This is a genomic window from Pseudomonas sp. LPH60, from assembly GCF_030718165.1.
GTDB lineage: Bacteria > Pseudomonadota > Gammaproteobacteria > Pseudomonadales > Pseudomonadaceae > Aquipseudomonas > Aquipseudomonas danubii.
On the sequence record NZ_JAVAJH010000008.1, the window covers coordinates 247,740 to 273,752 of the forward strand.

Genomic DNA, 26,013 nt, shown 5'->3' on the forward strand with positions numbered 1-26,013 from the left:
GTGTACGCACCTGTTATTTTGTTCGTATATAACCGCATCCATCATCTCCAAGTCACGATAGATTCATTAAAGCTTAACAAGCTAGCTCCCAAAACAGACTTGATAATTTACTCGGACGCAGCAAAAAACAAACAAAGTGCAGAGGACGTATTAAAGGTTCGACTTTACCTCACAAAAATAGATGGTTTTCAGTCAATCACCATCATTCATCGAAAGTCAAATTTCGGCCTCGCCAACTCCATTATTGACGGTGTTAGCGAGACACTAAAAACATACAAACGAGCTATCATCTTAGAAGATGATTTAGTTACAAGCCCATACTTTCTTAACTACATGAATGACGCTCTTGAAATGTACCAAGAGCACTCTGAGGTCGCGAGTATTCATGGCTACATTTATCCGATAAACAATAAAAACCTGCCTAATTATTTTTTCATAAAGGGAGCAGACTGCTGGGGCTGGGCAACCTGGGACCGTGCCTGGCAACACTTTGAAGCCGATGGAAACTTGTTACTAGAACAAATTAATAACGCCCCTGACAAAGCGGATTTTGACTTCTCAGGAGGCTACAAATATACAAAAATGCTTCAAGATCAAGTGGAGGGTAAAAATAACTCCTGGGCTATACGCTGGTATGCATCTGCATTCCTAAGAGGAATGGTTACACTTTATCCATCACAATCATTCGTCCATAATATTGGCAATGATGGCTCAGGCACTCATTCTGAAACAACTAATCATTTTGATGCCGACATTTTGAAACATTACCCCCCGTTGTCATTGAATAGTACAAAAGAGAATACAGTCGCCCGGACTCGAATAACGGAATACTTCTACTCCACCAGACCGAGTTTTTTTCGCCGAGCCATTCGTGCAATTATGCGGAGAATACGATGAAGAAAATTATAAAGCAGTTTCTACCGCCAATAATTCTTAGCGCATACAGAGCGATTAAAAGCTCACGTTTCGGCTTTATGGGAGACTACCCATCCTGGCAAGAAGCTGAAGACGAATGCAAGGACGGCTACGCCGCAGGTCCCATCTTTGAGAGTGTTAAACAGGCCGCACTTAAAGTGAAGAGTGGAGAGTATTTTTGTGAACGTGACTCTGTACTTTTCGAGTCCCCCCAATACTCTTGGGAGTCGCTGGCCTGTCTAATGCATGTTGCCGCTCGCTCCTCCGGCGAACTGAATGTGCTGGACTTCGGGGGCAGCCTGGGCAGTAGCTATTTCAACAATCGACTGTTTATCTCTGGACTGAAGACACATTGGTCAATTGTTGAGCAGGAACATTTTACAAGCTTCGGTTCAGAACACCTTGAAGACCAGAGTCTTTGCTTTCATAAAACCATTGAAGAAAGTATCAGCGCGCATCAACCAAATGTAATTTTACTCTCGAGTGTCCTGCACTATCTACCTGAGCCGTACGAGTGGCTTGAACGGTTACTCTCGGTTGCCCCCCCCTTCGTTTTGATTGATCGAACCCCCATGGGAAAAAATGGTCGAGACATAATCAAAGTACAGCGGGTACATCCATCTATATACTCAGCGAGCTACCCCTGTCGCATACTCGACCTTGACAAGATAATCAGCTATTTGAAAAGCCACAATTATAAAATCCTAGAATGTTTCCCTACACATATTGACGGTGACATCAAAGGCGGTGAGTACATGGGGATCTTTGCTGAAAAAATCGCTTAACTTTCAGCCATCAACTTGCACCCAAACGTAAACACCCAAGAAAAACCAAAGCCTCAGGGATAGCAACATGTATAATTTTTGCACATTATTTGACTCTCGATACATGTCTCGAGGACTTGCCATGTATGAATCCTTGAGCGTCAACTGCCAGACTTTTCATTTATTCATATTCGCATTTGACAAACTATCCTACGAATACCTTTCAAACGAAAATCTTCCTAACGTAACGATAGTATCCCTAGAGGAGTTTGAAACCGAGGCGCTGCTCTCAGTCAAGAAAGAGCGTAGCCCAGGTGAATACTGTTGGACATGCACTCCCTTTACTATCCTGCATGCACTAGAGCATTATAATTTAGAAAACTGCACCTATCTGGATGCAGATCTATATTTCTTTTCAAATCCAGTCGTTCTCATTGATGAGATGCAGAACAACTCCGTCCTAATCACGGAACACCGCTACACAGAGATATACAATCAAGAGACTACCAGTGGAAAATACTGCGTTCAATTCATGACCTTCAAATCCACAAAAGCAGGGATGAAAGCCCTTCGCTGGTGGGCAGAAGCATGCCTAGAGTGGTGTTTCGATAGGTTCGAAGATGGGCGCTTCGGCGATCAGAAGTATCTGGACGACTGGACGGAACGCTTCGAGGAGGTTCATGTGCTCTACCATTTAGGTGGTGGTGTGGCCCCTTGGAATGTACAACAATATGCCTTTACTCTTACTGATCAACAGGTAACAGGCACTGAGTTGACTACACAGCAAGCATTCGACTTGGTCTTTTTCCACTTTCATGGATTTAAAATCCTACCAGATCAGAAGGTTGATCTTGGGGGGTATAGACTCTCCGAAAAAACCAAAAAAATGGTATACCAGCCATACGTAAAGCATCTCATGCAAATTGAGCAGTCAATTCAAACCAAGACGTCAGCCACTGGCAGCCTATCCATCACCAGGCCCGCTCCCAATGACTGGAGGAGCCTCGCACGAAAGTTGCGACAAAAAATAACCGGGTGTTATAATATTCATTTAATCAACTGGTTTTATAGATAATGGCCAAACTGATAGTTATCCCAACATTTACTGATGCACGAGGATCTCTATCAGTAATAGAAAAACAGATACCATTCTCAGTAAAGCGAATTTATTACATTTACAATGTTGTAGGTCAGCGTGGCGGACACCGTCATAAAACTACTAAACAAGCGCTGATCTGCCTGGGTGGTAGTTGTAAAATTTTTGTAGATGATGGAACTGATAAAAGGACCTACACTTTAGATAGTCCTGACCAATGTTTGCTTTTGGATGCAAAAGACTGGCATACAATGCAAGATTTCACCACATCAGCGACTTTACTGGTCCTAGCTTCTGAGCTTTATGATTCATCTGACTATATTGATGAGAAATATCCATGATCGAATATGAAAATCTAGGTCGTCTGAACGCTTCTTTCTTCACGGAGTATGAAAGCGCCTTCAAACAAGTGCTCGAAAGTGGATGGTACGTACTAGGAAAGAATGTCGCTCAATTCGAGTCAGCTTTTGCTGAATATTTGAGTGCGGATTACTGTACTGGTGTCGCCAACGGCCTTGATGCATTAGTTCTTGCACTGCAAGCACTAGACCTCCAAGCCGGAGATGAAGTCATCGTTCCAGCAAATACCTATATTGCAACCATTATCGCGATTGTGCGCCTTGGATTGAAGCCTATATTGGTTGAACCCTGCCTTTACTCTTACAATATAGATCCTGGTAAAATCGAAGCCCATATTACACAACGAACTCGAGCCATTTTGGTTGTACACTTATATGGCAAATCCTGCGATATGGATCCAATTCTAGATATCTGCAAAAAGCATGAACTACGCCTTATTGAAGATTGCGCTCAGTCTCACGGCTCGACCTATAAGGGCAAGATAACAGGCACCTTTGGAGACTTCGGTTGTTTCAGCTTCTACCCTACTAAAAACCTGGGAGCGCTGGGTGACGCTGGAGCTGTTATAAGTGCCAATGAGGCTCTAGATAGCGTCATAAAAAAACTAAGAAACTATGGATCTGTAAAAAAATACCATAATGAATTAGTGGGCTACAACTCCAGACTTGATGAATTACAAGCTGCGTTCCTGAATATAAAACTCAAGTCACTAGAGAAAATAAACAAACATAAACAGGCTCTGGCTGAAACATACTTCACCCATCTTGACAAGGAATTCATCAAGCCTCTTCGCAATGAAGACTTTGGAGATGTATTCCATATCTTCAATATAAGACACCCCCATCGCGACAAGCTGAAAAACTATCTCTTAGAGCATGGCGTAGGGACCGAAATTCACTATCCGATCCCCCCTATCGACCAGGTTGCCATGAAGGGAATTATTAGCGGTAGCTTCCCCATATCCGAGCAAATACACAAAACCACATTAAGCTTGCCCATCTCTTTCTTCCATACTAAGGAAGATATTCTTTTCGTATGTAAAACTGCGAATAGTTTTATTGCCGAGCACGGGTAAGCTCAGAAAACAACAGAGCACCTATGCGCCAAACACAGACCAGCTCTTGTTTGGCCAGCTCACCTTTTAAACACTTTCCTGTTCAACACCCAAAAACACACTCATACAAAACCCAATAAGATTTAAAGTGACACACCAAAATACCATCATTTTTTGAACAATTACTTTTCAATCAACACCATCCCCCAAAAAAACACCTGAACCACCAAATTTTAAAACCCACTGACAACCCCGACACCATTTACATAACATCAACTCATCCCCTACAACTTACGTTCAGAACGAAACAAAAAAAGATTAATAAGAGCTCCAACTGTAAGTTTCCAGCACCATTTACAATTGCACCAATACTCGCAACTCAGCCCTGATAGGATGCTTGGCCATATTCCTGAGTACGGAACTTCACATCCCCACACTGCTCGTGGTGTCAGTCTTCATTTTCTTCTTAATGGGACTGCTAACCTTCCATGCCTGGCTGCGGGAAACCCGTGAGCGTGCATTGGCCTACCTAGGCGGCACGATGTTGCTGGCGGCTGCCGGAATGTTGCTTGTCAGCTTGCGCGACCTTGAGGCCGAGCTAGTGCCCAAGGTCCTAGGCAACGTGACCCTTTTACTCAGCGCAGCCTTAAACTGGACGGCCATGCGGGTATTCGCCGGACGTCCGCCCCATGCACCGGGCATGCTCGCCGGGGCCGGCATCTGGCTGGCCCTGTGCATGGTTCCAGCGTTCTACCAGTCGATGACGGTTCGGGTCTCGGTGTATTCGCTGCTGGTGGCCGGCTATGGCCTGCTGATCATGCTGGAGTTCTGGCGCAGCCGTCGGCAGTTGGAAGTTGCCTATATGCCTGCCCTGGCCCTGACTCTGCTGCACACCGTGTTCTACAGCGTGCGCGCGGTGATTGACCAGGGCCTGGCCATGGATCAGGTGCTCAAAGGCTACGGCGCCGGAGTGCCGCTGTTCTCGCTCATGTTGTTCGAATCGATGCTGTATGTGATCGGCATCGCCTACGTGACCCTGTGCATGGTCAAGGAACGGGTCGAACTGCGCCTCAAGGCCGCAGCCTTCTGTGACGCCCTGACCGGCATCGGCAACCGCCGGGCGTTCATGGTCCATGGCGAGCGGATGCTGCTCGAATGCCAGCGTCGAGGCGCGCCAATAGCCTTGCTGTTGTGCGACCTGGACCATTTCAAGCGTTTGAACGACGCCTTTGGCCATCAGACCGGTGACCAGGCGCTGATCGCCTTCAGCCGGGTACTCTCAGACACCCTGCGCGGCAAAGACGTGTTTGCCCGCATCGGCGGTGAAGAGTTCGCTTGCCTGCTGGAATCGACCGACGAGCAGTCCGCCGTGCGGGTCGCCGAACGGATTCGCCAGGCATTTGCCCGGTTGCCTCTTTTGGAGCCAGGGCTGCTCAGTGTCAGCATTGGCGTAGTAACCAGTGAAACCCAAGGCTACGATCTGCCGCGCCTGCTTTCCCTGGCCGATGAAGCCCTGTATGGGGCCAAGGACCGGGGGCGCAACCGGGTGCAAACGGCGGCGCGCAACGTCCCTGAGCTACAGCCGGGTTGAATGGTCAGGGCAACCTTTGCCGAAGTGGACTCAACGCGGTTTTAGCGGCCTTAACGATAACTGTGATACGCCCCCCAAAGCCCGAAGAAAAGGCACTTAGCCAGTATTTCCGCCCCCGTTGCGCAAGCATAGAATCGCCGCTCTTCAGGACTCTCGGATAACAAGGAATGTGGAATAAACAAGCCGCTATCAGTCACTTGAACGCGCACGCTCACGCCGGCAGTACCGGGCGCTGCGCGGCCTATACCCGCAAAGCAATCGAAGCCGGTGGCGGTGGGGTGATTTTGCACAGGAAGCACTCGGCCAAGGATTTCGGCTCATCATTGACCTCCGCCGGTTTTATCGAGCAACCGGCCGGCCAGGCGCCCGCAGCAGGCGACGTGGTCATCATCCAGCCCATTCCCGGGCACCCCCACGGCCACATGGCGATGTTCAACGGCACCATCTGGGTGTCAGACTTCAAGCAACTGCACGGTTTTTACCCGGGGCATTCCTATCGGGTGCAGAAGCCTGCCTACAAAATCTATCGCCATCCGTAAGGGGTTCCCCATGAGAATGCTGTTCTGCTCGCTGCTGGCAGCGGTCGCCATGCATCAGTCGGTCGCCCTGGCCGACTGCGCCAGCTCGCCAAAACCCGCCACCCAGGCGTTCTACAGCTGGTACCTGCAAACCTTCAGCGAAGACAAGGACCCGATCACCGACAGCGTCCCCGAGATGAAGAAATACGTCACGGACTCGCTGATCGCCAAGATCAAGAAACAGATGGCCAGCCCCGACGGCCTGGAAGAGGACTACTTCCTCAAAGCCCAGGACTACATGGATGAGTGGCTGACCCAGATCAAGGTCAGCGAACCGCAGGTCCAGGGCTCCAGCGCCAAGGAACAGGTGACGCTGGGCAGCACCCCGGACACCACCCAGATCGTCGATGTGCGGATGATCAAGGACAAGGGCTGCTGGAAGATCGACGAGGTACTTTCCACCGCCGATCAGAGCGACTGATCTGGCATTTCGGCGTTGAATCCAGCCAGTGCACGGGTCGTCCGCCAGGGCGATCCACCATGCTAAGCTGCGCGCCGTTTCGGGCAACGGCCCGGGACTTCCTTCACTGAAAAAGGACGCTCAGTCATGTCGTTGCCGGCCGCAGTACGCCTGCCCCTGTCATTCCTCTCGTTGTTCGGGGCTCTGAGCCTCAGCGGTTCCTGGGCCCATGCCGATGCGCAACAGGACGTCGCCAAGGGCCGTTGGCAAGGCCTGGCCAGTATGGCCAACCTGTACCTGGACGAGGCCACGCCGGCGGATTTCATTGAGGCCGGGGACAACGAAAAGAGCCAGCATGACAACTACGCTGGCGCCCTCGCCTACTACCTGACCGCCGCCCGCCTCGACCCGAAGAATGCCTACGCCTCTTACCAGGCGGCAGGCAGCCTGGCCGCCATGGACAAGAACAAGCGCGCCGCCGAATTCCTCGATCAGGCCCGCGAGCGAGGCTTCTGGCAGTTGGTGATTCTCAAGGAGGACGACGAACTGCAATCCCTGCAGCAGACCCCGGCCTACCAGAAGCTGCTGCGAGCCGCGGAACAGAACTACCCGGCCAAGGCCAAGGATGCCGGCCTTGCGGCCTTCAGTATTCCCCAGGGCAAGGCCCCGGCCGCAGGCTGGCCGGTGGTGGTCTGGCTATCGGGATTCGGCACCGAGGGCAGCGACGGCGTCGATATGCGCACCGACCTTGTGGGCGAGCAGGCCGTGCTGGTGGGCATCAACGGCACCCTCAAGCGCGATGAGCACCAGTTCATGTGGCAGCAGCACTCTGTAGCGCCCACTCAGGAAGCGGTCAGCGCGGCGTTGAAGAAACTGGAAAAACAGACTCGCATCGACCGCTCGCGCATTGCCCTGATGGGCTTCTCCCAAGGCGCCGAGCACGCCTCGCACTTGATCGCCGAATACCCGCAGCAGTACAGCGGCGCGTTGCTGCTGTCCCCCGGCGGCTACCGGATTCCGTTCGGCGAAACCCGGGCCCGGGACAAGCGCATCGTCATTGTCCATGGCGCCCAAGAGCACGAGAGCAACCAGAAGCTCACCGCCACCACGCAACAGGCCCTGGAACCCGGCAACCAGGTCCAGAGCCATGAACATGCCGAAGGCCACACCTTCCAGGACGATTGGCGCCAGGCGTACCCGGGCTACCTGAAGTTCGCCCTGAACCTCTGATGCCAGGTTTCGGAGCCGCGGCTTGAACCCCGCGGCCACGGCGCGGCTTCAGGTCAAGGCTTGGCCGGAACAATGGGCCCCGGGGCCTTTACCTGGGTCATCAGGTCATCGTCCCAGGTGCCTTCGACCTTGACCTGAGCCAGGGCCCCCAGCTCCATGGCCTCGATCAGGTTGTGGTTGAGGTACACGTAGGTGCCGGGCTGCTTGAAGGTGTAGAGCGCGGCCAGCGCCGAACCGCCGGGGATGAACCAGGTTTCCAGATTGCGCAAAGGGGCATTGGCGAACTTGCCGGTGGTCCAGACCCAGTCGCCATGGCCGCCAATCAGGTGCGGGCGGCTGTCGCGGTTGGCCTGGGAGTGGATGAACAGCACGCTTTCCCCGACCTTGGCGGTCAGCGCATTGGCCCCGGTCAGAGCCCCAACCCGGCCGTTGAACACCACATGGCTCGGGGTCAGCTTGCGCATCACTTCACGGGTGTCCTGGTAGCTGGAGGCCAGGTCCGGGTAGTCCTTGTAATGCCCGTCCTTGTCCTTGGGGATATACAGATCGAACTCACCGATGGTGTAGGCGCGGTCATAGTGCAAGGGCTTGCCGGCAGGGTCTTTCAAACCATCGCGAGGCAGCACCATCAAGGTTCCGCTCATGCCCGAGACCACGTGCCAGGGCACCATGCCCGACGGCGCGCAGTGATAGACAAAGGTGCCGCTACGATCAGCCTTGAACCGCAGCACCACCTCCTGGCCCGGCACGACCTGGGTCAGCGCGGCCCCGCCCAGGGCGCCGGTGGCGGCGTGAAAATCGATGTTGTGGGGCATGCTGTTGCTGGCCGGGTTGCTCAAGGTCAGCTCGACGTAGTCGCCCTCGTGCACCACCAGCGTCGGGCCGGGCATGGAGCCGTTGAAGGTCATGGCCTGCAAGGTGGTGCCCTGGTCATCCACCTGCATCTTTTTCTCTTCCACAGTCATGCGAAACTGCACGACCTTCGGCGGCCCGCTGACCACTTGTTCATGGGCGTGCACCTGGGGCGGTGCCACCAGGTCAACCTTGACCCTCTGCAAGCCGTCGGCACCGGCAGCCAACACCAGGCCGGAGGCACAACTGCCGACCACCACACAACACTTCAACCACGATTGAAACCTACCCATGTTGCGCATTTCCCTGCCAATGAATGGTGATTCATTGCAAGGCAAGCGCCGGGCAACCGTATTGTCTCAGGGCAATGAACCAATGCTCGGGCAGGCGGATAGATTGAGCCCGATCATGGATAGCTGAAACTGCGTACCAGGGTCAGCTCCCCAGGCGCCCGCATCGGCACGATGAAGGATTCGCTCTTCTCATCCGGCGTGCCCTCCTCGGTAATCACCGTGACCTGGGCCGTGGTCAGGGGCTGCACGGCGTTTTCCTGGCCGCCGTCTTCATCGTCACTGCGATAGCCGCCACCGTAGTAGTTCACATACACCAGGTACTGGCCCTTGAGCGGCGCCGGCATGGAGAAGATTTCCGGGCCGTAGCCGGTGGTCACGTCCACGTCCAGGGCCGCGCCGTTGGGGGCCACGCGCTCGCCGTACCAGATGTGCGCGCCGTCTGGGGTCACCAGGTGCAGGTCGAGGTCGGTGTTGTCGCTGTCCCAGGACAGCAGCACCCGCAACTTGGGCGGAGTCACGCCACCGCCGGTATTGAGGAACTGCACGCGCTTGCGCTGCTGGCCGTCCGGGCTGCGCACCTCAACGCTGTTGCTGCCATTGGGGAAGGAATATGGCCGGTCGAAACCACCTTGTTCATTGAACTTGAGCGGCATGCTGACGCCATTGACGATCAGTTGGCCCGGCTCCTTGCTCGCTTTGGGCGCGCCTTTGATCTGCCCGCTGATACGCGCGCTATCGGCCTGGCCCTGGGGCGTGTTCACCGAGGAGGCTGGGTAGTTGACCTCCTGAATGTATTGCTCGCCATCGACGGCGCGGGTCCGCCAGCCGCCTTTGGGGGTGTCGAGCCGAATGCCGCTGTCGGCCAGGGCCATGGGCAGGCTGAACATTCCACAAAGGAACAGGAGGACCGGGGGAGCAGGAAGTTTCATGGCCTATTCCAATAAAAGATGACGGGCGAGCCCTTCGATGTAGGTTTCATCCTGGCCGTTGGGATGAGCTTCAAAGGCCAGGTGCAGGTATTCGTGAGTCAGGTCGAGGCGGTCTTGCAGCGAGAGCACGCCACGCACGTAGATGCGTTGTCGTTCGCGGTCGACGTAGGGCCGACCGAAGCTCAGGCGGCACACGGCGAACTGGCTGATTTCGTTGTAGCCGATCTCTTGCTCCAGCGGCTGGCGCCAGCGCCGACGCTGGTTCAACAGCCATTCCTGAGCTGCGGGCAAGGGTTCGCAAGACGCCACCGGGTTGTCCCAGCGGCTGAGGCTGGCCCGAGGGTAGGCATGCAGCAGGATGGCGTCGTAACGCTGGCCAGCGCGCGCCTGCTCAACGGCCTGCTGCCAGGACAGTTTGTCCGGCGCACTCAGGTCCGAGTGGTAGGTGACTTGCGTGCCAGCCAACACCAGATCACTGGTCCAGGCGGCAACGGCGCGGGCCTGGGCGGTCGCCGGGCGCGGCGCGACCCGCTGGCGATTGCTGCTGTCGTCGATGCTCAGGCATTCGCCGCTGCGTCCGGCGTTCTGCAGCAGGTAGGTGCGGATCGCCACGGCCAGGGCCTTGGCGGCCTCCGCCGGTTCACTGCTGGCCTCGCGTTGCAGCACACGGGCCACATATTCTTCACGGTCCAGGCGCGCCACCAGTCGCTGGGCCGCAGGGTCTTGCTGCAGGAACAACTCGCCGGCGCTGTGGATATCCAGCCGGTTGCCGTTGGCAAATTCCACCCGATAATCCCCTTGCAGAGCGCCCGGCCTGGCTGGCTGCCCCTTCTGGCTGACGCTTTTGAGCGGGTAGCGGGAAAACAGGCTGACTTCCACACAGCGGCCTTTATCCACAGGCGGATTGTCCGGCAGCACTTGGTTCAGGGCCTGGGCGTAGTCCTTCAGCACCCGCTGGCTAGTACCGCGCCCGCCCACCCACAGCGGCGTACCATCCACCAGCCAACCGGCAAAGCCGCCCTGGCGCGACTGCGGGTCCTGATCCGCCAGCCAGCTCCAGGTCTTGACCCGCAGGCGCCCACCCAACTCGCCCGCTACGGCACCGTCACCGGCATTGAGCACCACATCCAGCAGCACGCGCCGCGCCGTATCCCGTGCTGGCAGCAGCGCCAGCACCTGCAACAGTTGCGTCACCGGAACCCGGGTCTGGGGTTGCAACTGGTCCAGGTCCTGCAGCCAGTTCGGAGCATTGCGCGCTTGCCAGTAGGCGCGCCAGTCAGCACTGGACAGCTGCAAGCGCTGAGGCTCGAAGTACAGACCACAGGAGCGAACCAGGGCCTGATCCCGGGCAATGCTGCCGCCTGCCGTGCAGCAATAGACCTCGTCCTTGGACTTGCCCTGGCAGGCATAGGCCGGTTCTTGTGCGCCGGTATCCACCAGCCAGGCGTAGACGAAGAGTTTCCAGATGCTGCCCAGGGGCGCTTGCAGATCCTGCGGCAACGGCTCGCGAGCCAGCACCTGGGTCTTGCTCAGGCTCACCAGCTCACTGTCCGGGGCGGTTTTCCAGGCCAGGCGCAGAGGCTCGTCCTGGGCTGTCACCAGCCCAGGGAGTAGACACAGGCACAACCAGGCCCAACACCGCGTCATGTTATTTGACCGTGACCTGACCCAGTGCCGGCGTGCGTTCCTGGGCCTGATGCTCTGGCGCATACACCTGGTAGTAACGTGCCGCAGGCAGGTTGAACTGGCCCTTCTGGGAGAAGCGGATCAGATGCCGCAGACGCACTTCGCTGTTGTCGTTCAACGCATCCAGCGGCACCGCGTAACTCATCTGCCCGGGTTCGAAACGCGCTTTTTCCAGGGACGCCGCTTCAGTGCCCGCAGGACCGGCCAGCTTGATGCCCCAGGTGGTGCGTTCGACATCGGCGCCCGGCGGCAACGGCACTTCCAGCATGCCGTACAGCAGCGGCCGGTTGCCCTCGTTGGCGATGATCACTTCGTCCAGATACAGGCCGTCACTGGCGATCGGCTTGTTGCCCACCGGCTCCAGCTTGAAGGTGAAGGCTTCATCCCCGGGCACCAGGCGCAACAGGCGACGGGTAATGTTCACCGGCGACGGCGTGCCCATGTCCAGCTTGCTCAGGTAGCTGACCGAGGCCTGCAGCGGACGCTCCGGCACCTTGTCCAGGGTCAGCACGGCCGGCACCTGCGGCCCTTGCCACTGCCAGTAGCGTTCGCCGCTGGCGCCCTGCTGCTGTTGCCAGCCCTGCCCCGGATTCAGGGCCTCGGCCGGTGCCGACTGGGCCACGCTACGCTGCAGCCAGGTCAGGGCCAGAGCACGGTCCAGGGTCGGTTGCGATGGCAGCAGACGTTGCAGCAATGCGCGCGCCGTCGCTTGATCGAAAGGCTTCAAGGACAGATTCATTGCCTGAGCGAACGGCTGCGAGCTGATGTCGACCTGCTGCTGTGCCGCCTCCAACTGCGCCACGAAGGCAGGTGGCGGCGTGACCTTGGCGTCCCGCGCCAGGGCGGCTGTCAGCACCCGGGCGCTGGCCAGGCCGAGGGCCGAATCCGGGTCCACCATCACCAGGCTGTCGCTGCTGTCGTCATCCATGCTGGCAGCCGGACCGGCCCCCACCTTGGCCAGGTCGTCCATCAGTCCCCTGACCAGGGTATTGATCGGCAGGTTCATCTCACGGGCGAAGGACAGGATCAGCGCCCGTTGCAGCAATGGCGTGCTGCCGGCCTGCTTGGCATAGACCTCCAGCACCCGCTGCCAGTGTTCCGGCGGCAGGTTCAGGTCCATGACCTTGCTGGCATTCCAGTCAGCGTAATAGGCATAGGCGGTGAGGAACGCATCCGGTTCGGCGTCTTCACCCCACCAGGTGAACGCCGCTTCCGGCCCGGCCAAATGCACCAGGCGCAGGCGACTGTTCTGCATGATCAGGCGCAAGCGATCGCGAATCTGCGGGTTGCTGGCCAGCGCCGGGTAGGCAACGCTCAACGGCAGCAACTGGCTGGCGGTCTGCTCGACGCCGCCATAGGGGTATTCCAGCAACCCATCCAGGGCCGAACGGAACAGCGCTTGCGGGCTGTCGTCCAGACGCAGGCGAATCTCTGCGGCATCGGCCGGCAGGCCCAACGGCGTCGTGGTGCTGACCACGTCCAGGCTCTGGGTTTGCACCGTCTGCCAGCCGGCCGCGCTGCTCACCAGACGCACAGCCAGGGCGTCCACTGTCTTGCCGCCCTGCACCAGCTCGGCGCTCCACTCGCCATTGCCAGGGGCAATGGCCGGCAGCGCCACATAGTTGATCCCGCTGTTCAAGGTCAGCGGCAGGCGCTGGGATTCCCCGGCGTAATGAATCACCAGCTCGGCCTTGACCGGTTGTTCGGACTGGCTGAAGGCAAACACCCCCAGGTCCGGCTTGTCGCCACTGCGGAAGCGGCTCGGGCCGCTCCACTTCAGGTACAGAGCCTTGTCGGAACGAACGAACTGTTTCTTCTGCCCCACTTGGCCGTCATCGGCGATGGCCCGAGCGGTAATGCGCCAGCGGGTCAGGGAATCCGGCATGCGGAAGGTGAAACGCGCCTTGCCGCTGCCATCGGTCACCAGCTCCGGCTGCCAGGCGGCGGTGTCGACGTCTTCACGACGTGGCCGCTCCAGCACCTTGACCCCACGCTCGCTGCGGTTGGCCTTGCCCGGTGCGGTGGGGCTGCCCGGCAGGGCCACGTCGTAGCTGATGAACGACAGGCTGGCGCTGGTGCGCACGTTGTTGCGCCGAGGGTGGTAGAAGAACTGGTCGATGGTCGGCGCCACTTCCGGCTGCAACGCGTAGACCATTTCGTCCACCACGCTGACCGTCAGGTGCGCCGGCACCGGCTTGCCGGCGAACTGGGTGGACAGGTCCACGGTGACCAGGTCACCCGGCTGGTACTTGTCTTTGTCGGTGTGGATGGCCACATCGATCTGCGGTGTCAGCACCTTGATCCCGGCATTCTGGAAGCTGTATTCGCCGCCCTTGGTGTAGAGCACAGAGAACGTCAGGTTCGGTGCGAAGTTGTCCTTCACCGGCACCCGGGCGCGGTACTGGGTAGGGCTGAGTTTTTCCACCTTCAGCCAGTCGCCGCCCTTGGACAGCAGCGCCGTGGCTTCGACCTTGTCGCGCTCCAGCGACAGCAGCGCATCGTTGATCGGCTCGGGGAAGGTAATCAGCGCCAGAGCTTCGTCACCGGTCTTGTATTCGGCCTTGTCGAGAACGATTTCCACGGTGCCCGGCACCGCTTTAACGCCTTCGCCGGTGACCGAGTGGCTGGTGCCGCCCAGCACTCGGTCGTGCTCGTCCTTCAGGGTCAGGTTGTAGGTGCCGGGACGTTCGAAGGCCAGGGCAAAGCCCTTGTCGGCCTCGCCCAGCTTGCCCTCGCCGGTGGACTGGTCTTCCAGGCGCACCCAACTGTAGCGGCTGGGGGAAACCTTCTGGCTCTGCTCGCCGGTGTTCTGGTTGACGTAGCTGAACTGCACCTTGTCGCCGGCGGCGCTGAAGCGCTGTGGCGCACTCAGGCTGAAGCTTGCAGCGCCGCGCTCGATGAGGATTTCCTTGGTGGTCTTGACCCGGTACGCCGCACCGTCACTGGCGAACACGGTGAGCATGTAGCGGCTCGGCTTGCTGGCCGCTGGCAGGTCGAGGGTGGCACTGCCCTTGGCGTCGGTGGTCAGCTCGGCACTGGTCAGTTCCACCGGGAACTGGCCCATGTACTGCAGTTCGTTGTCCACCATGGACAGCTGCTGGGCCCGCAGGCTCAGTTGCAGGCGCGCATTGGCCACCGGCTTGCCGTCCGGATAGAGCAGTACCAGGTTGCCCTTCACCGGCTCGCCGGTCTTGAAGTCCGGCTTGGCCAGGCTCAGGGCAATCTCGAAGTGCGGCTTGATGTATTCGGCCACGCGGAAGGCGCTGCTGTAGACCTGGTCCTTGTAGGCAAAACGCAACTCATAACCACCGGCCACGGCATTTTCCGGCAGTTGGAAACGGCCTTGGGTGCCGGACTTGGAATCCAGATTCAGGGTCAGGTTCTGCAGCGCGGTGCCGGCGGCATCCAGCACGCTGACATTCACCGTGCCGGCACCCGGCTGCACCGAATCCCGGGCGTTCTTGAACTCGCGGCCGACGATTTTCAGCGATACCCAGTCCCCCGGGCGATACAGCGGCCGGTCGGTGAACGCATAGAGCTTGGTGTCGTAGATTTCGCTGTCGTAATAGAAGTTCTCGGAGACGAACACCCCGCCTTCCTGGTCCTCGCCGATCACGTAGGAGCGCTCGGGGCTGACGTGTTTCAGGCGCACCAGGCCCTGCTCGTCAGTGGCGCCGCTGTTCATCACGCCCAGGCCGTCGGTCCACAGCACGTTGACCTTGGGCACAGAGTTGCCTTCATGCTTGCCTGCGGCCCAGACCAGCAGCTCGTCACCGGCAATCTTGCTCACCGCCACGGTGTTGGAGACGAAGACCATGGTGGTCGCGCGGTACTTGCCCACCAGGGCTTCCACTAGGTACAGGCCCGGCTTGAGTTGCCCCAGCGGGATGTAGACGTTGCCCGGCGCGACGTTGATGAACTGGCTGGAGGAGCCGGACAGGTCAACCCCAGCCGGCGGCTGGATCGGCTTGGCCTGCCACAGCGGATAACGGAACTGGGTCACCAGCGGCAGCCCCGGAATCAGGGCGAACTGCGGCTGGGCGTCATAGGGCGTCGGCGCCAGCATCGAATTGCCGACCTTCAGTTCCGGCACCTCCTCGGTCACCTGCTTGCGTGACTCGTAGGAGAAGGCGCGCTGCATCACCCGGCGGGATTTGCGATACCAGTTGTCCCACAGGTAGGCCAGGGTGTTGGACAGGCCCTCGCCCTTGAACTGGCCGTCACTGACCACCCGGTGCAGGTTCTTCTGGCGCTTGAGGAAGTCCAGCGGCTGGTTGATCCGGTACACCCGGATGTCCGCGCCGCCGTAGGGCTCCATGCGAAAGCGCCGGTAATCCCGGCCCGGAGCCTCAAGGCGCACCATGGCCTGCTCGTCGCTGGCAAAGCTGCTGTCGGCCAGGAGGAAGAAACTCTCGCCGGAGACCGCCGCGTAATCGCTGGACGGCACCGAGTCTTCGGCATTGACCAGGCTCGCGGGGGCCGCGAGGGTCAGAACAACAGTCAGTCGAAACAGAAAACGCCACATACGCGATTCGCTCATTGGGTGAGGAAGTTCAGTCGATAGATGCCGATGAAGTTGGGGTTGGCGGGGTCGGGTATCCATCGAGTGTCCTTCCATGTCATCAGTTGCTGCACGCTGGCCGAGCGCATGCCGTTGTCGGTGGGGGTGGTGGTGCCGGTGTGATAGGCGATGTTGCGGCCCATCCAGATCATCAGGTGCTGGTCGTCGCCCTGATCGAAGAACAGCAGGTCACCGGGGCGCGCCTGGCCCAGGTCACGGCTGACCAGATGGCTGTTGAACTGGATCAGCTTGATGGCGTTGACGTAGGGCCCGGTCTGGCCGCCGCCCTGCTGCCACTGCTGGGCCAGGCCACGCTGGCCTTCGCTCAGTTGCAGCTCCGGCGGCAGGTAGCGATTGGACATGCCGTTGGCCCGCAGCCATTTGCTGTCGTGGGCCTTGAGCGCTTCGTTGGCGGCAAAGCGCACCAGGCCGGCGCAGTCCTGCTGGTACCAGCGCGGGCTCGGCCCCTGGCTCAGTTGCTCCTGGGCAATGCGCACGAACCAGGCGCGAAACACCTGGGACTGCTGCACATCCAGTGGCGGAACCTGGGTCGCGCCCACGGCATTGCTCAGCAACAGGGCCAGCAGGCCGAGGCTGGAAAGACTCTTGCGCCATGCACTCACAGCGCGCGCCATTGCAGGGGCAGCCATTGCCAGTGACCGTTGGGCTCGCTGCCTTCGGGCAGAGTCAGGGCGTACTTGCCGTAACCGCCAAGGGTGCGCAGCTTGGGCACCAGGTAGGTTTGCGCAGCGTTGTTGAACACCGGCTCCATGTCCTGGGGCAAGCTGTCGAAGGTTTCCTGCTGGATCAACTGCGCCAGGGATTGCGGGCCCAGGTACACCGGCATCAGTGCATCCTTGGGTACCACATCGGCCAGGGGCGGGAAGCGTTTATCCAAAGTATCCAGGGCCTTGCTCACCAGCTTGTCGTCCAGGGAGAACACCAGGGTCGAACCATGGCGAGCCAGGCTGACCTGCATGAAGGCGCGGCCGGTGATGGCCTGCGGGTCCTTGGCCTCCTTGGCCGGATACTGACCGAAGTTGGAACTGACCTGGCGCTGCCACTGGTGTACCTCGCCGTTCTGCTGCTCGACCACAGGGAAGATGCGCTCCGGCACCTTGCTTTCCCGGGCCCCGACCATGGAACCGAACAGCTTGCCCAGTTCCCCATCGAGCTGGGTGTTGTCCTTGTCCTTGAGGCTGGCCACCAGCAGCGGCGTGTACAGCCGCGAATCGGCGTACCAGCACAGGCCGGCGGTGCCGGCCATGTGTTCAGTCAGGCTGCTGGCCACCGCTTCTTCGGCACCGAGCTTGACCAGCAGCGGTTTCTGCTGCTCCGCTGCCAGGGGCAGCGCCACGCAGGCACTGGCGCCCATGGGCATGGCCTGCCAGATCGGCTTGAAGTCGAAGGCCGGCTGGTTGTCCTGCTCTTGCATGGCCAGGTAGCTGTGCCAGCCCTTGGCGTCCATGTCGAAGCGCAGGCCGGCGAAGTTGGGGATGAAACGCTGGTAACCCATGGCCAGGACACTGGAGTTGACCGCCAACCGCTGCTGCACTTCAGGCTTGCGCGCCTCCAGGCCAAAGGCTTCGGGGAACAGTTTGTCACCGTTGAGCAGGGCTTCCAGGGCAGCGGTGGAGACGGCGCCATGCTCATCGTCGGCACCGCTGCTCAGGTCATACAGCTTGGCCGGGTTGGACAGCACCACCAGTTTGTCGCCGTGGGAAGCGAACGCCAGGGATTTACCGGCGTTGTAGTTCAACTGGTAGAGGGTCACCGCATCGCCGCCGACCTTCAGCTCAGCCAGCTTGCTCAGTTGCGTGTCGTCCAGGGCAACCTTGGCCAGGGGCTCCAGCAGCTTGGCCAGCCCGCCACGATCCATCACCAGCAGGAAATCCTTGAGACGCCCATCGACACCGCGCCACAGCGCCACATCCGCCGGCTGGTCGAACAGTTGCTCGATCAGGTTGTCCTGCAATTTCAGGTCATGCTCGTAGATGATCCGCCGCAGGCTGCCGATCAGGCCCAGGCGGTCGGCGTGGGCCTGGTAATAGAAGACGAAGTCTTCGGTCAGGGTGTCCTTGAGGAAAGGCACCGCCAGCAGGTCCTTGGGCAGTTGCGTCAGGGAGTGGGTTTCCAGTAGCCCGTCGGGGCGACTCAGGCCCAGCTTGTCGCCGGCCAGTTCGACCACCGGGGTCTTGGGCTTGCAGCCCACACCCGCGACTGCGGCGGCGACCAGACACAGGCCCGCGACCAGTGCTGGCCAGCGCCGTTTGCTACCGGGTTGTACAGGGCCGGGAACGCCGGCCGCCGGGGATGCTGTGTTTTCGCTCATGATTCACAAAGCCCAATTCATCCGTGGTGCGGGATGTTCAGTAGTTGAAAGACTTGACCAGCAACAGGTCGCCGATGGCCCGCATGGGCACGATAAAGGTCTCGCGTTTCTCATCGACGGTGTTTTCGTTAAGGATCAGGTTGATCTGCGAGGTGATCACCTCGTTCTGATTGCTGCCTTCGTCGAAGTTGTACCCGCCACCGCCGAAGTTGCCCCAGTAGTTGACGTAGATCAGATAGGTGCCCCGCAGCGGCGCGGTCATGGTGAACATTTCCGGGCCCGGCCCGTCGACGCCGTCCGGGTCCAGGCCGCCACCGTTGGTCAAACCGGGGTGACCGAAGAACGCGTGCTGACCGTCGGGGGTGATGATGTGCATGTCCAGCTCGGCCTTGGGATCATCCCAGCCCAGCACCACGCGAATGCGTGGGGGCGTCTTGTTCTGATTGGCTTCGTAGAATTGCACGCGTTTGAGGGACTTGCCCTCGGAGCTGCGCACTTCGACGCTGTTGGAGCCGGCGCCAAATGCATAAGGGCGAGCGAAGCGGCCCTGTTCGTCGGTGTAGAGGTTCAGCGGATTGCCGTTGACCGACAGGCTATGGGGCTGGCGCATGTGACCGATCGCCTTGAGCTGGCCCTCGATCAGAGTGCGGTTGCGCTGAATGCCACGGTCGATGGGTGGCGTCGGATAGGCCACCCGGTCCTGCTCGGTACGGTCCAGCAGTCCGGAATAGCGCCAGCCGGCCAGGGGTTCCTGAAGTTCGGCGGAAGGTTCGGCGAACGCCGCCCCGGCCACCAGCAAGGTCAGCAGGAGGGAGGATAAAACGCGCATGTAATGCGTCCTGCCATGCATGGGAAAACCCTGGCGCCAGATCCTCGGCGCGGCTGCGAATATTCAGAAAGAGTGCCCGGCGACAAAGGGCGCTGGAAAGGCCGCAGATTAGCGACTTGGCGCCTGTTGCACAATTGGCGAAAAGGGATTTTGCAAGGCAATCGACACCCTGCTGAAGTCCGGCCCGCAGGTGCCACTACGGCGACATTATCCGCGCCGAAAAAGGTGGCCATACGCCATTAATTGCACACCTCATCAGCCGACAAGAAAAACCCTTAGTTCAAGTACGAATCTGCCCCAGAGGCCCCCTCTCCCAAGCACTCGCAAGCGTCCGGCCGCCAACCACCGACGGCTGCCGATCGACCCTGCGGCAAGCGCTCTGCAATGCCTGCTACACCAATCGGCCCGGCCATCGCCCATGGCAGCCAGGGGCCATCGCGCATTCCCTCAGGGAATGACCCCATACCCATTAGTCGATTGCTACAGCGCACCACTCAACGCTTATCTAAGAACGCCGCAGCGTTGCACCGCGGCGCCCTGTGATTGCGGCCTCGCCTGGCCATAAAAAAGATAAGCAACGGGAGTGCCTCACTGATGAAGTATCCGTTAAGAGCCTGGGTCTTCTGGCCCACCTTTCTGATTCTGCTGGCAGCCGTGATCGCCAGCTACCTTGATCTGCAGGGTTTCCTGGCGGTGAGCAGGCAGCTCAACCGGATCATCCTCGACAACTTTTCCTGGCTGTTCAGTGCCGGCAGCTTCTTCCTCCTGGTACTGACCGCCATCGTCTACTTTTCGCCCCTGGGGCGGGTGCGCATCGGTGGCGAAGACGCCAAGCCCCTGCTGAGCAAGCCGCGCTGGTTCATGGTGGCCCTGTGCACCACCCTGGCGGTCGGCGTGCTGTTCTGGACCACCGCCGAGCCGCTCTATCACCTGTATGGCCCGCCCACGAGCCTGAACATCGAAGCCGGCAGCAGCGAGGCCAAGCACTTCGCCATGTCCAGCATGTTCCTGCACTGGACCCTGACGCCCTACGCCATCTATCTGGTGCCCTCACTGGTGTTCGCCCTGGTGTTCTACAACCTGCGCGGCCACTTCTCCATCGGCGCCATGCTGCAACCCCTGCTCGGCCAGGCATGGGTCAAGCGCCATGCCGGACTGATCGACACCCTGGCGATGTTCGCCCTGGTGGCGGGCATGGCCTCTTCCCTGGGCACCGGCGCCCTGACCCTGTCCGGCGGCCTGAGCCAGTACATCGGCGGAGAAACCACACCGCTGCGCCTGGGACTGATCATCGCGGTGATCGTCGCCACCTTCGTGTTCTCCGCCGCCAGCGGCTTGCAGAAGGGCATCGTCAAGTTCTCCACCTTCAACACCTGGATCATGCTGGCGCTGGGGCTTTTCGTTCTGGTCTGCGGGCCGACCCTGTACATCTTCAGCCTCGGCATCGAGTCCTTCGGCACCTACCTGCAGACCTTCTTCGGCCGCAGCCTGTTCACCGGCGCGGCCAGTGGCGATAACTGGCCCCAGAGCTGGACGGTGTTCTACTGGTCGGTGTGGTTCGCCTGGGCCCCGGTGAGTGCGATGTTCCTGGGCAAGATCGGCCGTGGCTATACCGTGCGCGAGTTCATCCACATCTCCATGCTCTACCCGGCGCTGTTCACCGCCCTGTGGATCTGCATCTTCTCCGGCAGCAGCCTGTACTTCGACGCCCAGGGTGATGGGGTGCTCAACCGCGTGCTCAGCGAGCAAGGGGTGGAGCATGTGCTGTACCAGGTGTTCCAGCAGCTGCCGGCGAGCGGCCTGATCATTGCCTTCCTGCTGTTCATTGCCTTCATTTCCTTCGTCACCGCTGCCGACTCCAGCACCGACGTCATCGGCAATCTGTGCAGTCGCGGGGTCACTGCCGACTCCGATCTGGACGGCAGCCCGCTGCTCAAGGTGATCTGGGGCGCGATCATCGGCTGCGTGTCCTGGGTGATGGTGGCCTACGTCGGCATCGACGGGGTCAAGATGCTCTCCAACCTGGGTGGGCTGCCGGGCATGCTGATTGTCCTGCTCTCCAGCAGCGCACTGATCATCTGGATGAAAAACCCATCCTTGCTGACGCCGCCGCGGCCAGCGCAAGAGCCCGGGGAAAGCCACTCGCCACGAGGGCCTATCCCATGAACGTCCGTCTCCTGATCCTGGGCGGCCTGGGCCTGACGCTGCTCTGCCCCGCGCTGGCCCACGCCAGTCAGGCGCAATCCCGGGGCTTTGTCGAAGACAGCCGAATCAACGGCCTGGTGCGCAACAACTACCGCAACAACGACCATCGTCAGTTGGACCTGGATGCCCGCGAGTGGGGCCAGGGCCTGCAGCTGGACTACGCCTCCGGCTACACCCAGGGCACCCTGGGCTGGGGCCTGGATGCCCATGCCTATTTCGCCACCCGACTCGACAGCGGTGGTGGCCGGGCGCGCACCATGATGCTGGTCAGCGACAGCGACGGCAGCAGCCGCCGGGAATCGGCTACCGCCGGGGCCGCGCTGAAAATGCGCCTGTCCAATACCGAGCTCAAGTACGGCGACCTGCGGCCACAGACCCCGGTGCTGGCCCTGGCCGACAACCGGCTGATGCCGGCGACCGCCACCGGCCTGGCCTTCAGCAGCCGCGAGGTGGAAGGCCTGTTGCTGGAGGGCGGGCACTTCACCGCCTCCCGGGACTTCAACCAGACCGGCCATCGGGGCGGCTTCCACGCCGGTTACGCCAGGGTCGAGGGCGGCGACGCCAGCTATCTGGGCGGCACCTACCAGTTGCATCCGCAGGTCGAACTGGGGCTCTACAGCTCGCGCTACCAGGACCTGTGGCGCCAGCATTACCTCAACCTCAACCTCGACCAGCCCCTGGACGCCGAGGAGCGGCGCAGCCTGAACCTGGACCTGCGACTCTACCGCTCCCTGGACGACGGCAAGGCCCTGGCCGGGGATATCGCGGTAACGGCCTGGTCGGCGGCGCTGGCCCTGAACCAGGGCCCGCACACCGTGACCCTGGCCCACCAACGCATCCATGGCCAGCAGCCCTTCGACTACCTGGCCCTGAGCGGCGGCGGCTTCCACGGCTCGATCTACCTGGCCAACGCCTCGCTGATCGCCGATTTCAACGGCCCCGGCGAGCGTTCCTGGAGCCTGGGCTACCGACTCGACCTGGAACACCTGGGCCTGCCCGGCCTGACCTTCGGCACCCGCTACATCCGTGGCAGCCATGTCGACGGCCGGCGGATCCCCCAGGACAGCCCCTACCGCTACTACGCCGACAAGGAGCGCCAATGGGAGCGGGACATCGACCTGAGCTACCGGGTGCAGAGCGGCGTCGCCAAGGACCTGTCCCTGAGCCTGCGCCAGGGCACCTACCGCATCCACGGAACCTCGAACGGCGATATCGACCACATCCGCCTGGTCACCGAATACCCCTTCAGCCTGCTGTGATCCACCGCGCTCGGCCCGGTGCCGGCCCCTTTTTCGACTGGAGTAGCCCATGGACGTCATCCGCGACTTTCCCCATCCGATCCGCGAGATCGAGCACTGCCTGATCCCTCTGCGTGACGGCACCCAACTGGCCGCGCGTATCTGGCTGCCGGCCGATGCCGGCACCCGGCGTTACCCGGCAATTCTCGAATACCTGCCCTATCGCAAGCGCGACGGCACCGCCGTGCGCGATGCCCTGACCCACCCCTGGATGGCGGGCCAGGGTTACGCCTGCGTGCGCGTGGACATGCGCGGTAACGGCGAATCCCAGGGCTTGATGGCCGACGAGTACCTGCCGCAGGAACAACAGGACGCCCTGGAGGTGCTCGACTGGCTCTGCGCCCAACCCTGGTGCGACGGCAACCTGGGGATGATGGGCATCTCCTGGGGCGGCTTCAACGGCCTGCAAGTGGCAGCCCATCAACCCGCAGCGTTGAAAGCCATCATTACCCTGTGTTCCACCGACGACCGCTATGCCGACGACATTCATTACAAGGGCGGCAACCTGTTGATGGAAAACCAGGGCTGGGCCGCCACCATGCTCAACTTCAGCGCCGCAGTACCGGACCCGCTGCTGGTACCGGACTGGCAGGCGCAATGGCAGCAACGCCTGGACGCCATGCCGATGCTGGCCGAAACCTGGCTGCAGCATCAGACCCGTGACGACTACTGGCGCCAGGGCTCGGTGTGCGAGGACTACGCGGCGATCAAGGCCGCGGTGTACTGCATCGGCGGCTGGGGCGATGCCTACAAGAACAGCGTGCCGCGCCTGATGCAGCACCTGAATGGCCCGAAGAAAGCCCTGCTCGGCCCCTGGATTCACAAGTACCCGCACTTTGCCGTGCCCAACCCGGCCATTGGTTTTCTCCAGGAGGCCAAGCGCTGGTGGGACCACTGGCTCAAGGGCACCGACAACGGGGTGATGGACGAGCCCGCCTGCACCTTCTACCTGCAGGACGCCGTGCCGCCCAGGGCCAGCTACGCCGAACGCCCGGGTGTATGGGTGCAGACCGCCGGCTGGCCCGATCCACAGATCCAGTGGCAGACCTTCAGCCTCAGCGACAACGGGCTCAGCGCGGGAGCGCAAGCGCTGAGCGCAAGTCGCAGCATTTGCTCGCCCCTGACCACCGGCCTGCATCAGGGCGAGTACTGCGCCATCTGGTTCGGCCCGGACGGCCCCACCGACCAGCGCCGGGACGACGCCCACTCGCTGTGCTTCGACAGCCAGCCCTTGAGCGAGCCCCTGGCCTTGCTGGGCGATGTGCGCCTGGACCTGCGCCTGACCTCGGACCAGCCTTGCGGGCAGATCGTCGCCCGGCTCAATGCCGTGGCCCCGGACGGTCAGGTGGCGCAGATCACCTACGGCACCCTGAACCTGTCGCTGCGCGACGACTTCGCCGTGGCCAGCCCACCCGAGCCCGGCGCGCCCCTGCAGGTGCGCTTCAACCTCGACCATGTCGGTTATCGCCTGCCGGCCGGTTATCGCCTGCGCCTGGCGTTGAGCACCGCCAGCTTCCCGTTGCTGTGGCCGGCCCGGGAGCTGACCACCCTGACCCTGCTGCCCGAGGTGCAGAGCGTGCAGTTGCCGGTGTTCATCGGCGAAGCCGTGGCGTGTCCGTTCGAAGCCCCGCAAAGCGCCCCGCCGGCCAACCTGGAAATCATCCGCGCCGCCGCCCCCAAGCGCACCCTCAGCGAAGACGTGGCCAGCGGCGAAGTCTGCGTGCGTATCGACGACGACCTGGGCGCCATGCGCTTGCTCGATCACGGCCTGTGGGTCGACCAGCGCTGCACCGAGCAGTACCGCACCCTGCCCTGGGACCCGCTGTCGACCCGGGCCGACATCCAATGGCACTACCGGGCCGGCCGCGGCACCTGGTCGGTGGAAGTGGACAGCACCCTGGGCCTGCACGCCGACGCGCAATGGTTCTACCTGCGCGCCACCCAGGTTGCGCGACTCGATGGCCGGCAGATTCATCAACGCCAGTGGCACAAACGGATCGCCCGATCCACGCTGTAAAGCGTGGCAGGATGCCCAATCTCCGAGACTCGGCGGGACGCAGGACACAGCGCCCGCCCCTGTAGACTGGTACCCGCATGTCGCATCGAAACGTCGATCTGCCCCCTCTCAACTGCCTGCAGCCTTTCGAGGCCGTGGCCCGTCATTTGAGCTTTACCCGGGCCGCCCAGGAACTGAACCTGACCCAGAGCGCGGTCAGCCGCCAGATCAAGCGGCTGGAGGAAAACCTCGCCCGGCCGCTGTTCCACCGCCACAACCTGGGCATCAGCCTGACCCCGGCGGGCGAGCGTTACTTTCGCACCATCCAGCGCCTGCTGCGCGAGCTGGACCGCGAGTCGGCGGAACTGCGCCGGCGCGGCGCCGAGCGCCAACTGACCCTGGCCAGCACCCCGACCATCAGCTCGATCTGGCTGGCGCGCCTGCTGCCAGCGTTCCAGAGCCTGTATCCGGAGCTGGACATCCGCATCCTCTGCAGTGAAAGCCCCCAGCACCTGGATGTCAGCGAGTACGACCTGGGACTGTTCTATCACCTGGACGAGTTGCCGGCGCCCCTGGGCCTGGAGCTGACCCCGGTCTTTGCCGGGGAGCAGGTGATCTGCGTCTGCAGCCCGGACTACCTGAGCCGCAAGGGGCCGATTCGCGATGCGCAACACCTGCTGCAGGAACACCGGCTGCTGATCGTCGAAGACCACTATCACGACTGGCTGACCTGGTCCGACTGGTTCAGCGCCGTGGGCGCGACCTATCACTCCCCGCAACATGCCCTGCGCACCAACAGCTACCAGTTGCTGATGCAGTCGGCGGTGATGGGCCAGGGCGTGGCCCTGGGCTGGGAAAGCCTGCTGCAGGACGAACTCGCCGCCGGACGCCTGCAACGCGCACTGCCGCAGCGCATGCCCAGCCGCGGGCGCCTGAACCTGATGCAACCGCACCACCGCAATCCGCCATCCGCCGTACGCCGCTTTCGCCAATGGCTGCTGGAACACACCCACCTTGCCCACGACACCGGCCCTTGACCGCCCC

The 26,013-nt window shown here is 60.6% G+C and carries 20 protein-coding genes; 13 read left to right on the plus strand and 7 right to left on the minus strand.

Features of this window, described 5'->3' with window-relative positions:
* From Q8O96_RS26390 to Q8O96_RS26430, 9 genes are all read left to right on the plus strand, one after another.
* Window positions 1-897 (plus strand): glycosyltransferase family A protein, encoded by an 897-nt coding sequence (locus Q8O96_RS26390; RefSeq protein WP_305949721.1) that lies wholly within the window; start codon window positions 1-3, stop codon window positions 895-897.
* Window positions 894-1,700 (plus strand): methyltransferase, TIGR04325 family, encoded by an 807-nt coding sequence (locus tag Q8O96_RS26395; protein ID WP_102865319.1) that lies wholly within the window; start codon window positions 894-896, stop codon window positions 1,698-1,700. Before Q8O96_RS26390 ends, Q8O96_RS26395 begins: the two co-directional genes overlap by 4 nt.
* 121 nt (window positions 1,701-1,821) lie before the next feature.
* Window positions 1,822-2,754, plus strand: coding sequence for a glycosyl transferase (locus Q8O96_RS26400; RefSeq protein WP_102865318.1), 933 nt, complete (start codon window positions 1,822-1,824; stop codon window positions 2,752-2,754).
* A complete protein-coding gene (locus Q8O96_RS26405; protein WP_102865317.1) occupies window positions 2,754-3,116 on the plus strand; it encodes an FdtA/QdtA family cupin domain-containing protein in 363 nt (120 codons plus the stop codon). The genes Q8O96_RS26400 and Q8O96_RS26405 overlap by 1 nt, the downstream gene beginning before the upstream one ends.
* Window positions 3,113-4,210 carry a DegT/DnrJ/EryC1/StrS aminotransferase family protein gene (locus Q8O96_RS26410; RefSeq protein ID WP_305949722.1) on the plus strand — a complete coding sequence of 366 codons (1,098 nt, stop codon included), beginning with the start codon at window positions 3,113-3,115 and terminating at the stop codon, window positions 4,208-4,210. Before Q8O96_RS26405 ends, Q8O96_RS26410 begins: the two co-directional genes overlap by 4 nt.
* Window positions 4,211-4,658: 448 nt before the next feature.
* Window positions 4,659-5,780, plus strand: coding sequence for a diguanylate cyclase (locus Q8O96_RS26415; protein ID WP_305949723.1), 1,122 nt, complete (start codon window positions 4,659-4,661; stop codon window positions 5,778-5,780).
* A 167-nt stretch (window positions 5,781-5,947) separates the two neighbouring features.
* A complete protein-coding gene (locus Q8O96_RS26420; RefSeq protein WP_102865314.1) occupies window positions 5,948-6,319 on the plus strand; it encodes a cytoplasmic protein in 372 nt (123 codons plus the stop codon).
* A gap of 10 nt (window positions 6,320-6,329) precedes the next feature.
* Complete coding sequence (locus Q8O96_RS26425; RefSeq protein WP_102865313.1) at window positions 6,330-6,779, plus strand: DUF3828 domain-containing protein; 450 nt, start codon at window positions 6,330-6,332, stop codon at window positions 6,777-6,779.
* A 126-nt stretch (window positions 6,780-6,905) separates the two neighbouring features.
* Complete coding sequence (locus tag Q8O96_RS26430) at window positions 6,906-7,988, plus strand: dienelactone hydrolase family protein (protein WP_305949724.1); 1,083 nt, start codon at window positions 6,906-6,908, stop codon at window positions 7,986-7,988.
* A gap of 53 nt (window positions 7,989-8,041) precedes the next feature.
* Here Q8O96_RS26430 and nirK read toward each other — a convergent pair whose 3' ends face one another.
* From nirK to Q8O96_RS26465, 7 genes are all read right to left on the minus strand, one after another.
* Window positions 8,042-9,133, minus strand: a complete 1,092-nt coding sequence (gene nirK, locus Q8O96_RS26435) for a copper-containing nitrite reductase (RefSeq protein WP_102865509.1) — start codon at window positions 9,131-9,133, stop codon at window positions 8,042-8,044.
* Between the two features lie 113 nt (window positions 9,134-9,246).
* Window positions 9,247-10,062 (minus strand): YfaP family protein, encoded by an 816-nt coding sequence (locus Q8O96_RS26440; RefSeq protein ID WP_305949725.1) that lies wholly within the window; start codon window positions 10,060-10,062, stop codon window positions 9,247-9,249.
* Window positions 10,063-10,065: 3 nt separating this feature from the next.
* Window positions 10,066-11,709, minus strand: coding sequence for a DUF2300 domain-containing protein (locus Q8O96_RS26445; protein ID WP_250330479.1), 1,644 nt, complete (start codon window positions 11,707-11,709; stop codon window positions 10,066-10,068).
* A 1-nt stretch (window position 11,710) separates the two neighbouring features.
* Complete coding sequence (locus Q8O96_RS26450; RefSeq protein WP_305949726.1) at window positions 11,711-16,288, minus strand: alpha-2-macroglobulin; 4,578 nt, start codon at window positions 16,286-16,288, stop codon at window positions 11,711-11,713.
* Complete coding sequence (locus Q8O96_RS26455) at window positions 16,285-16,944, minus strand: DUF1175 domain-containing protein (protein ID WP_102865308.1); 660 nt, start codon at window positions 16,942-16,944, stop codon at window positions 16,285-16,287. Before Q8O96_RS26455 ends, Q8O96_RS26450 begins: the two co-directional genes overlap by 4 nt.
* Window positions 16,929-18,641, minus strand: coding sequence for a DUF2138 domain-containing protein (locus tag Q8O96_RS26460; RefSeq protein WP_115581025.1), 1,713 nt, complete (start codon window positions 18,639-18,641; stop codon window positions 16,929-16,931). The genes Q8O96_RS26455 and Q8O96_RS26460 overlap by 16 nt, the downstream gene beginning before the upstream one ends.
* A gap of 37 nt (window positions 18,642-18,678) precedes the next feature.
* Window positions 18,679-19,470 (minus strand): YfaP family protein, encoded by a 792-nt coding sequence (locus Q8O96_RS26465; RefSeq protein ID WP_305949727.1) that lies wholly within the window; start codon window positions 19,468-19,470, stop codon window positions 18,679-18,681.
* A 594-nt stretch (window positions 19,471-20,064) separates the two neighbouring features.
* Here Q8O96_RS26465 and Q8O96_RS26470 point away from each other — a divergent pair.
* The 4 genes from Q8O96_RS26470 to Q8O96_RS26485 all read left to right on the plus strand — a co-directional run bounded on the left by Q8O96_RS26470 (window position 20,065) and on the right by Q8O96_RS26485 (window position 26,006).
* A complete protein-coding gene (locus tag Q8O96_RS26470) occupies window positions 20,065-21,636 on the plus strand; it encodes a BCCT family transporter (RefSeq protein WP_305949728.1) in 1,572 nt (523 codons plus the stop codon).
* On the plus strand, window positions 21,633-22,934 hold the full coding sequence (locus Q8O96_RS26475) for an OprD family outer membrane porin (RefSeq protein WP_305949729.1): 1,302 nt from the start codon (window positions 21,633-21,635) through the stop codon (window positions 22,932-22,934). Before Q8O96_RS26470 ends, Q8O96_RS26475 begins: the two co-directional genes overlap by 4 nt.
* A 49-nt stretch (window positions 22,935-22,983) precedes the next feature.
* Entirely contained in the window at window positions 22,984-24,990 is a 2,007-nt protein-coding gene (locus tag Q8O96_RS26480; protein ID WP_305949730.1) for a CocE/NonD family hydrolase, read from the plus strand.
* Window positions 24,991-25,067: 77 nt separating this feature from the next.
* A complete protein-coding gene (locus tag Q8O96_RS26485) occupies window positions 25,068-26,006 on the plus strand; it encodes a LysR substrate-binding domain-containing protein (RefSeq protein ID WP_250330475.1) in 939 nt (312 codons plus the stop codon).
* Window positions 26,007-26,013: the final 7 nt, after the last annotated feature.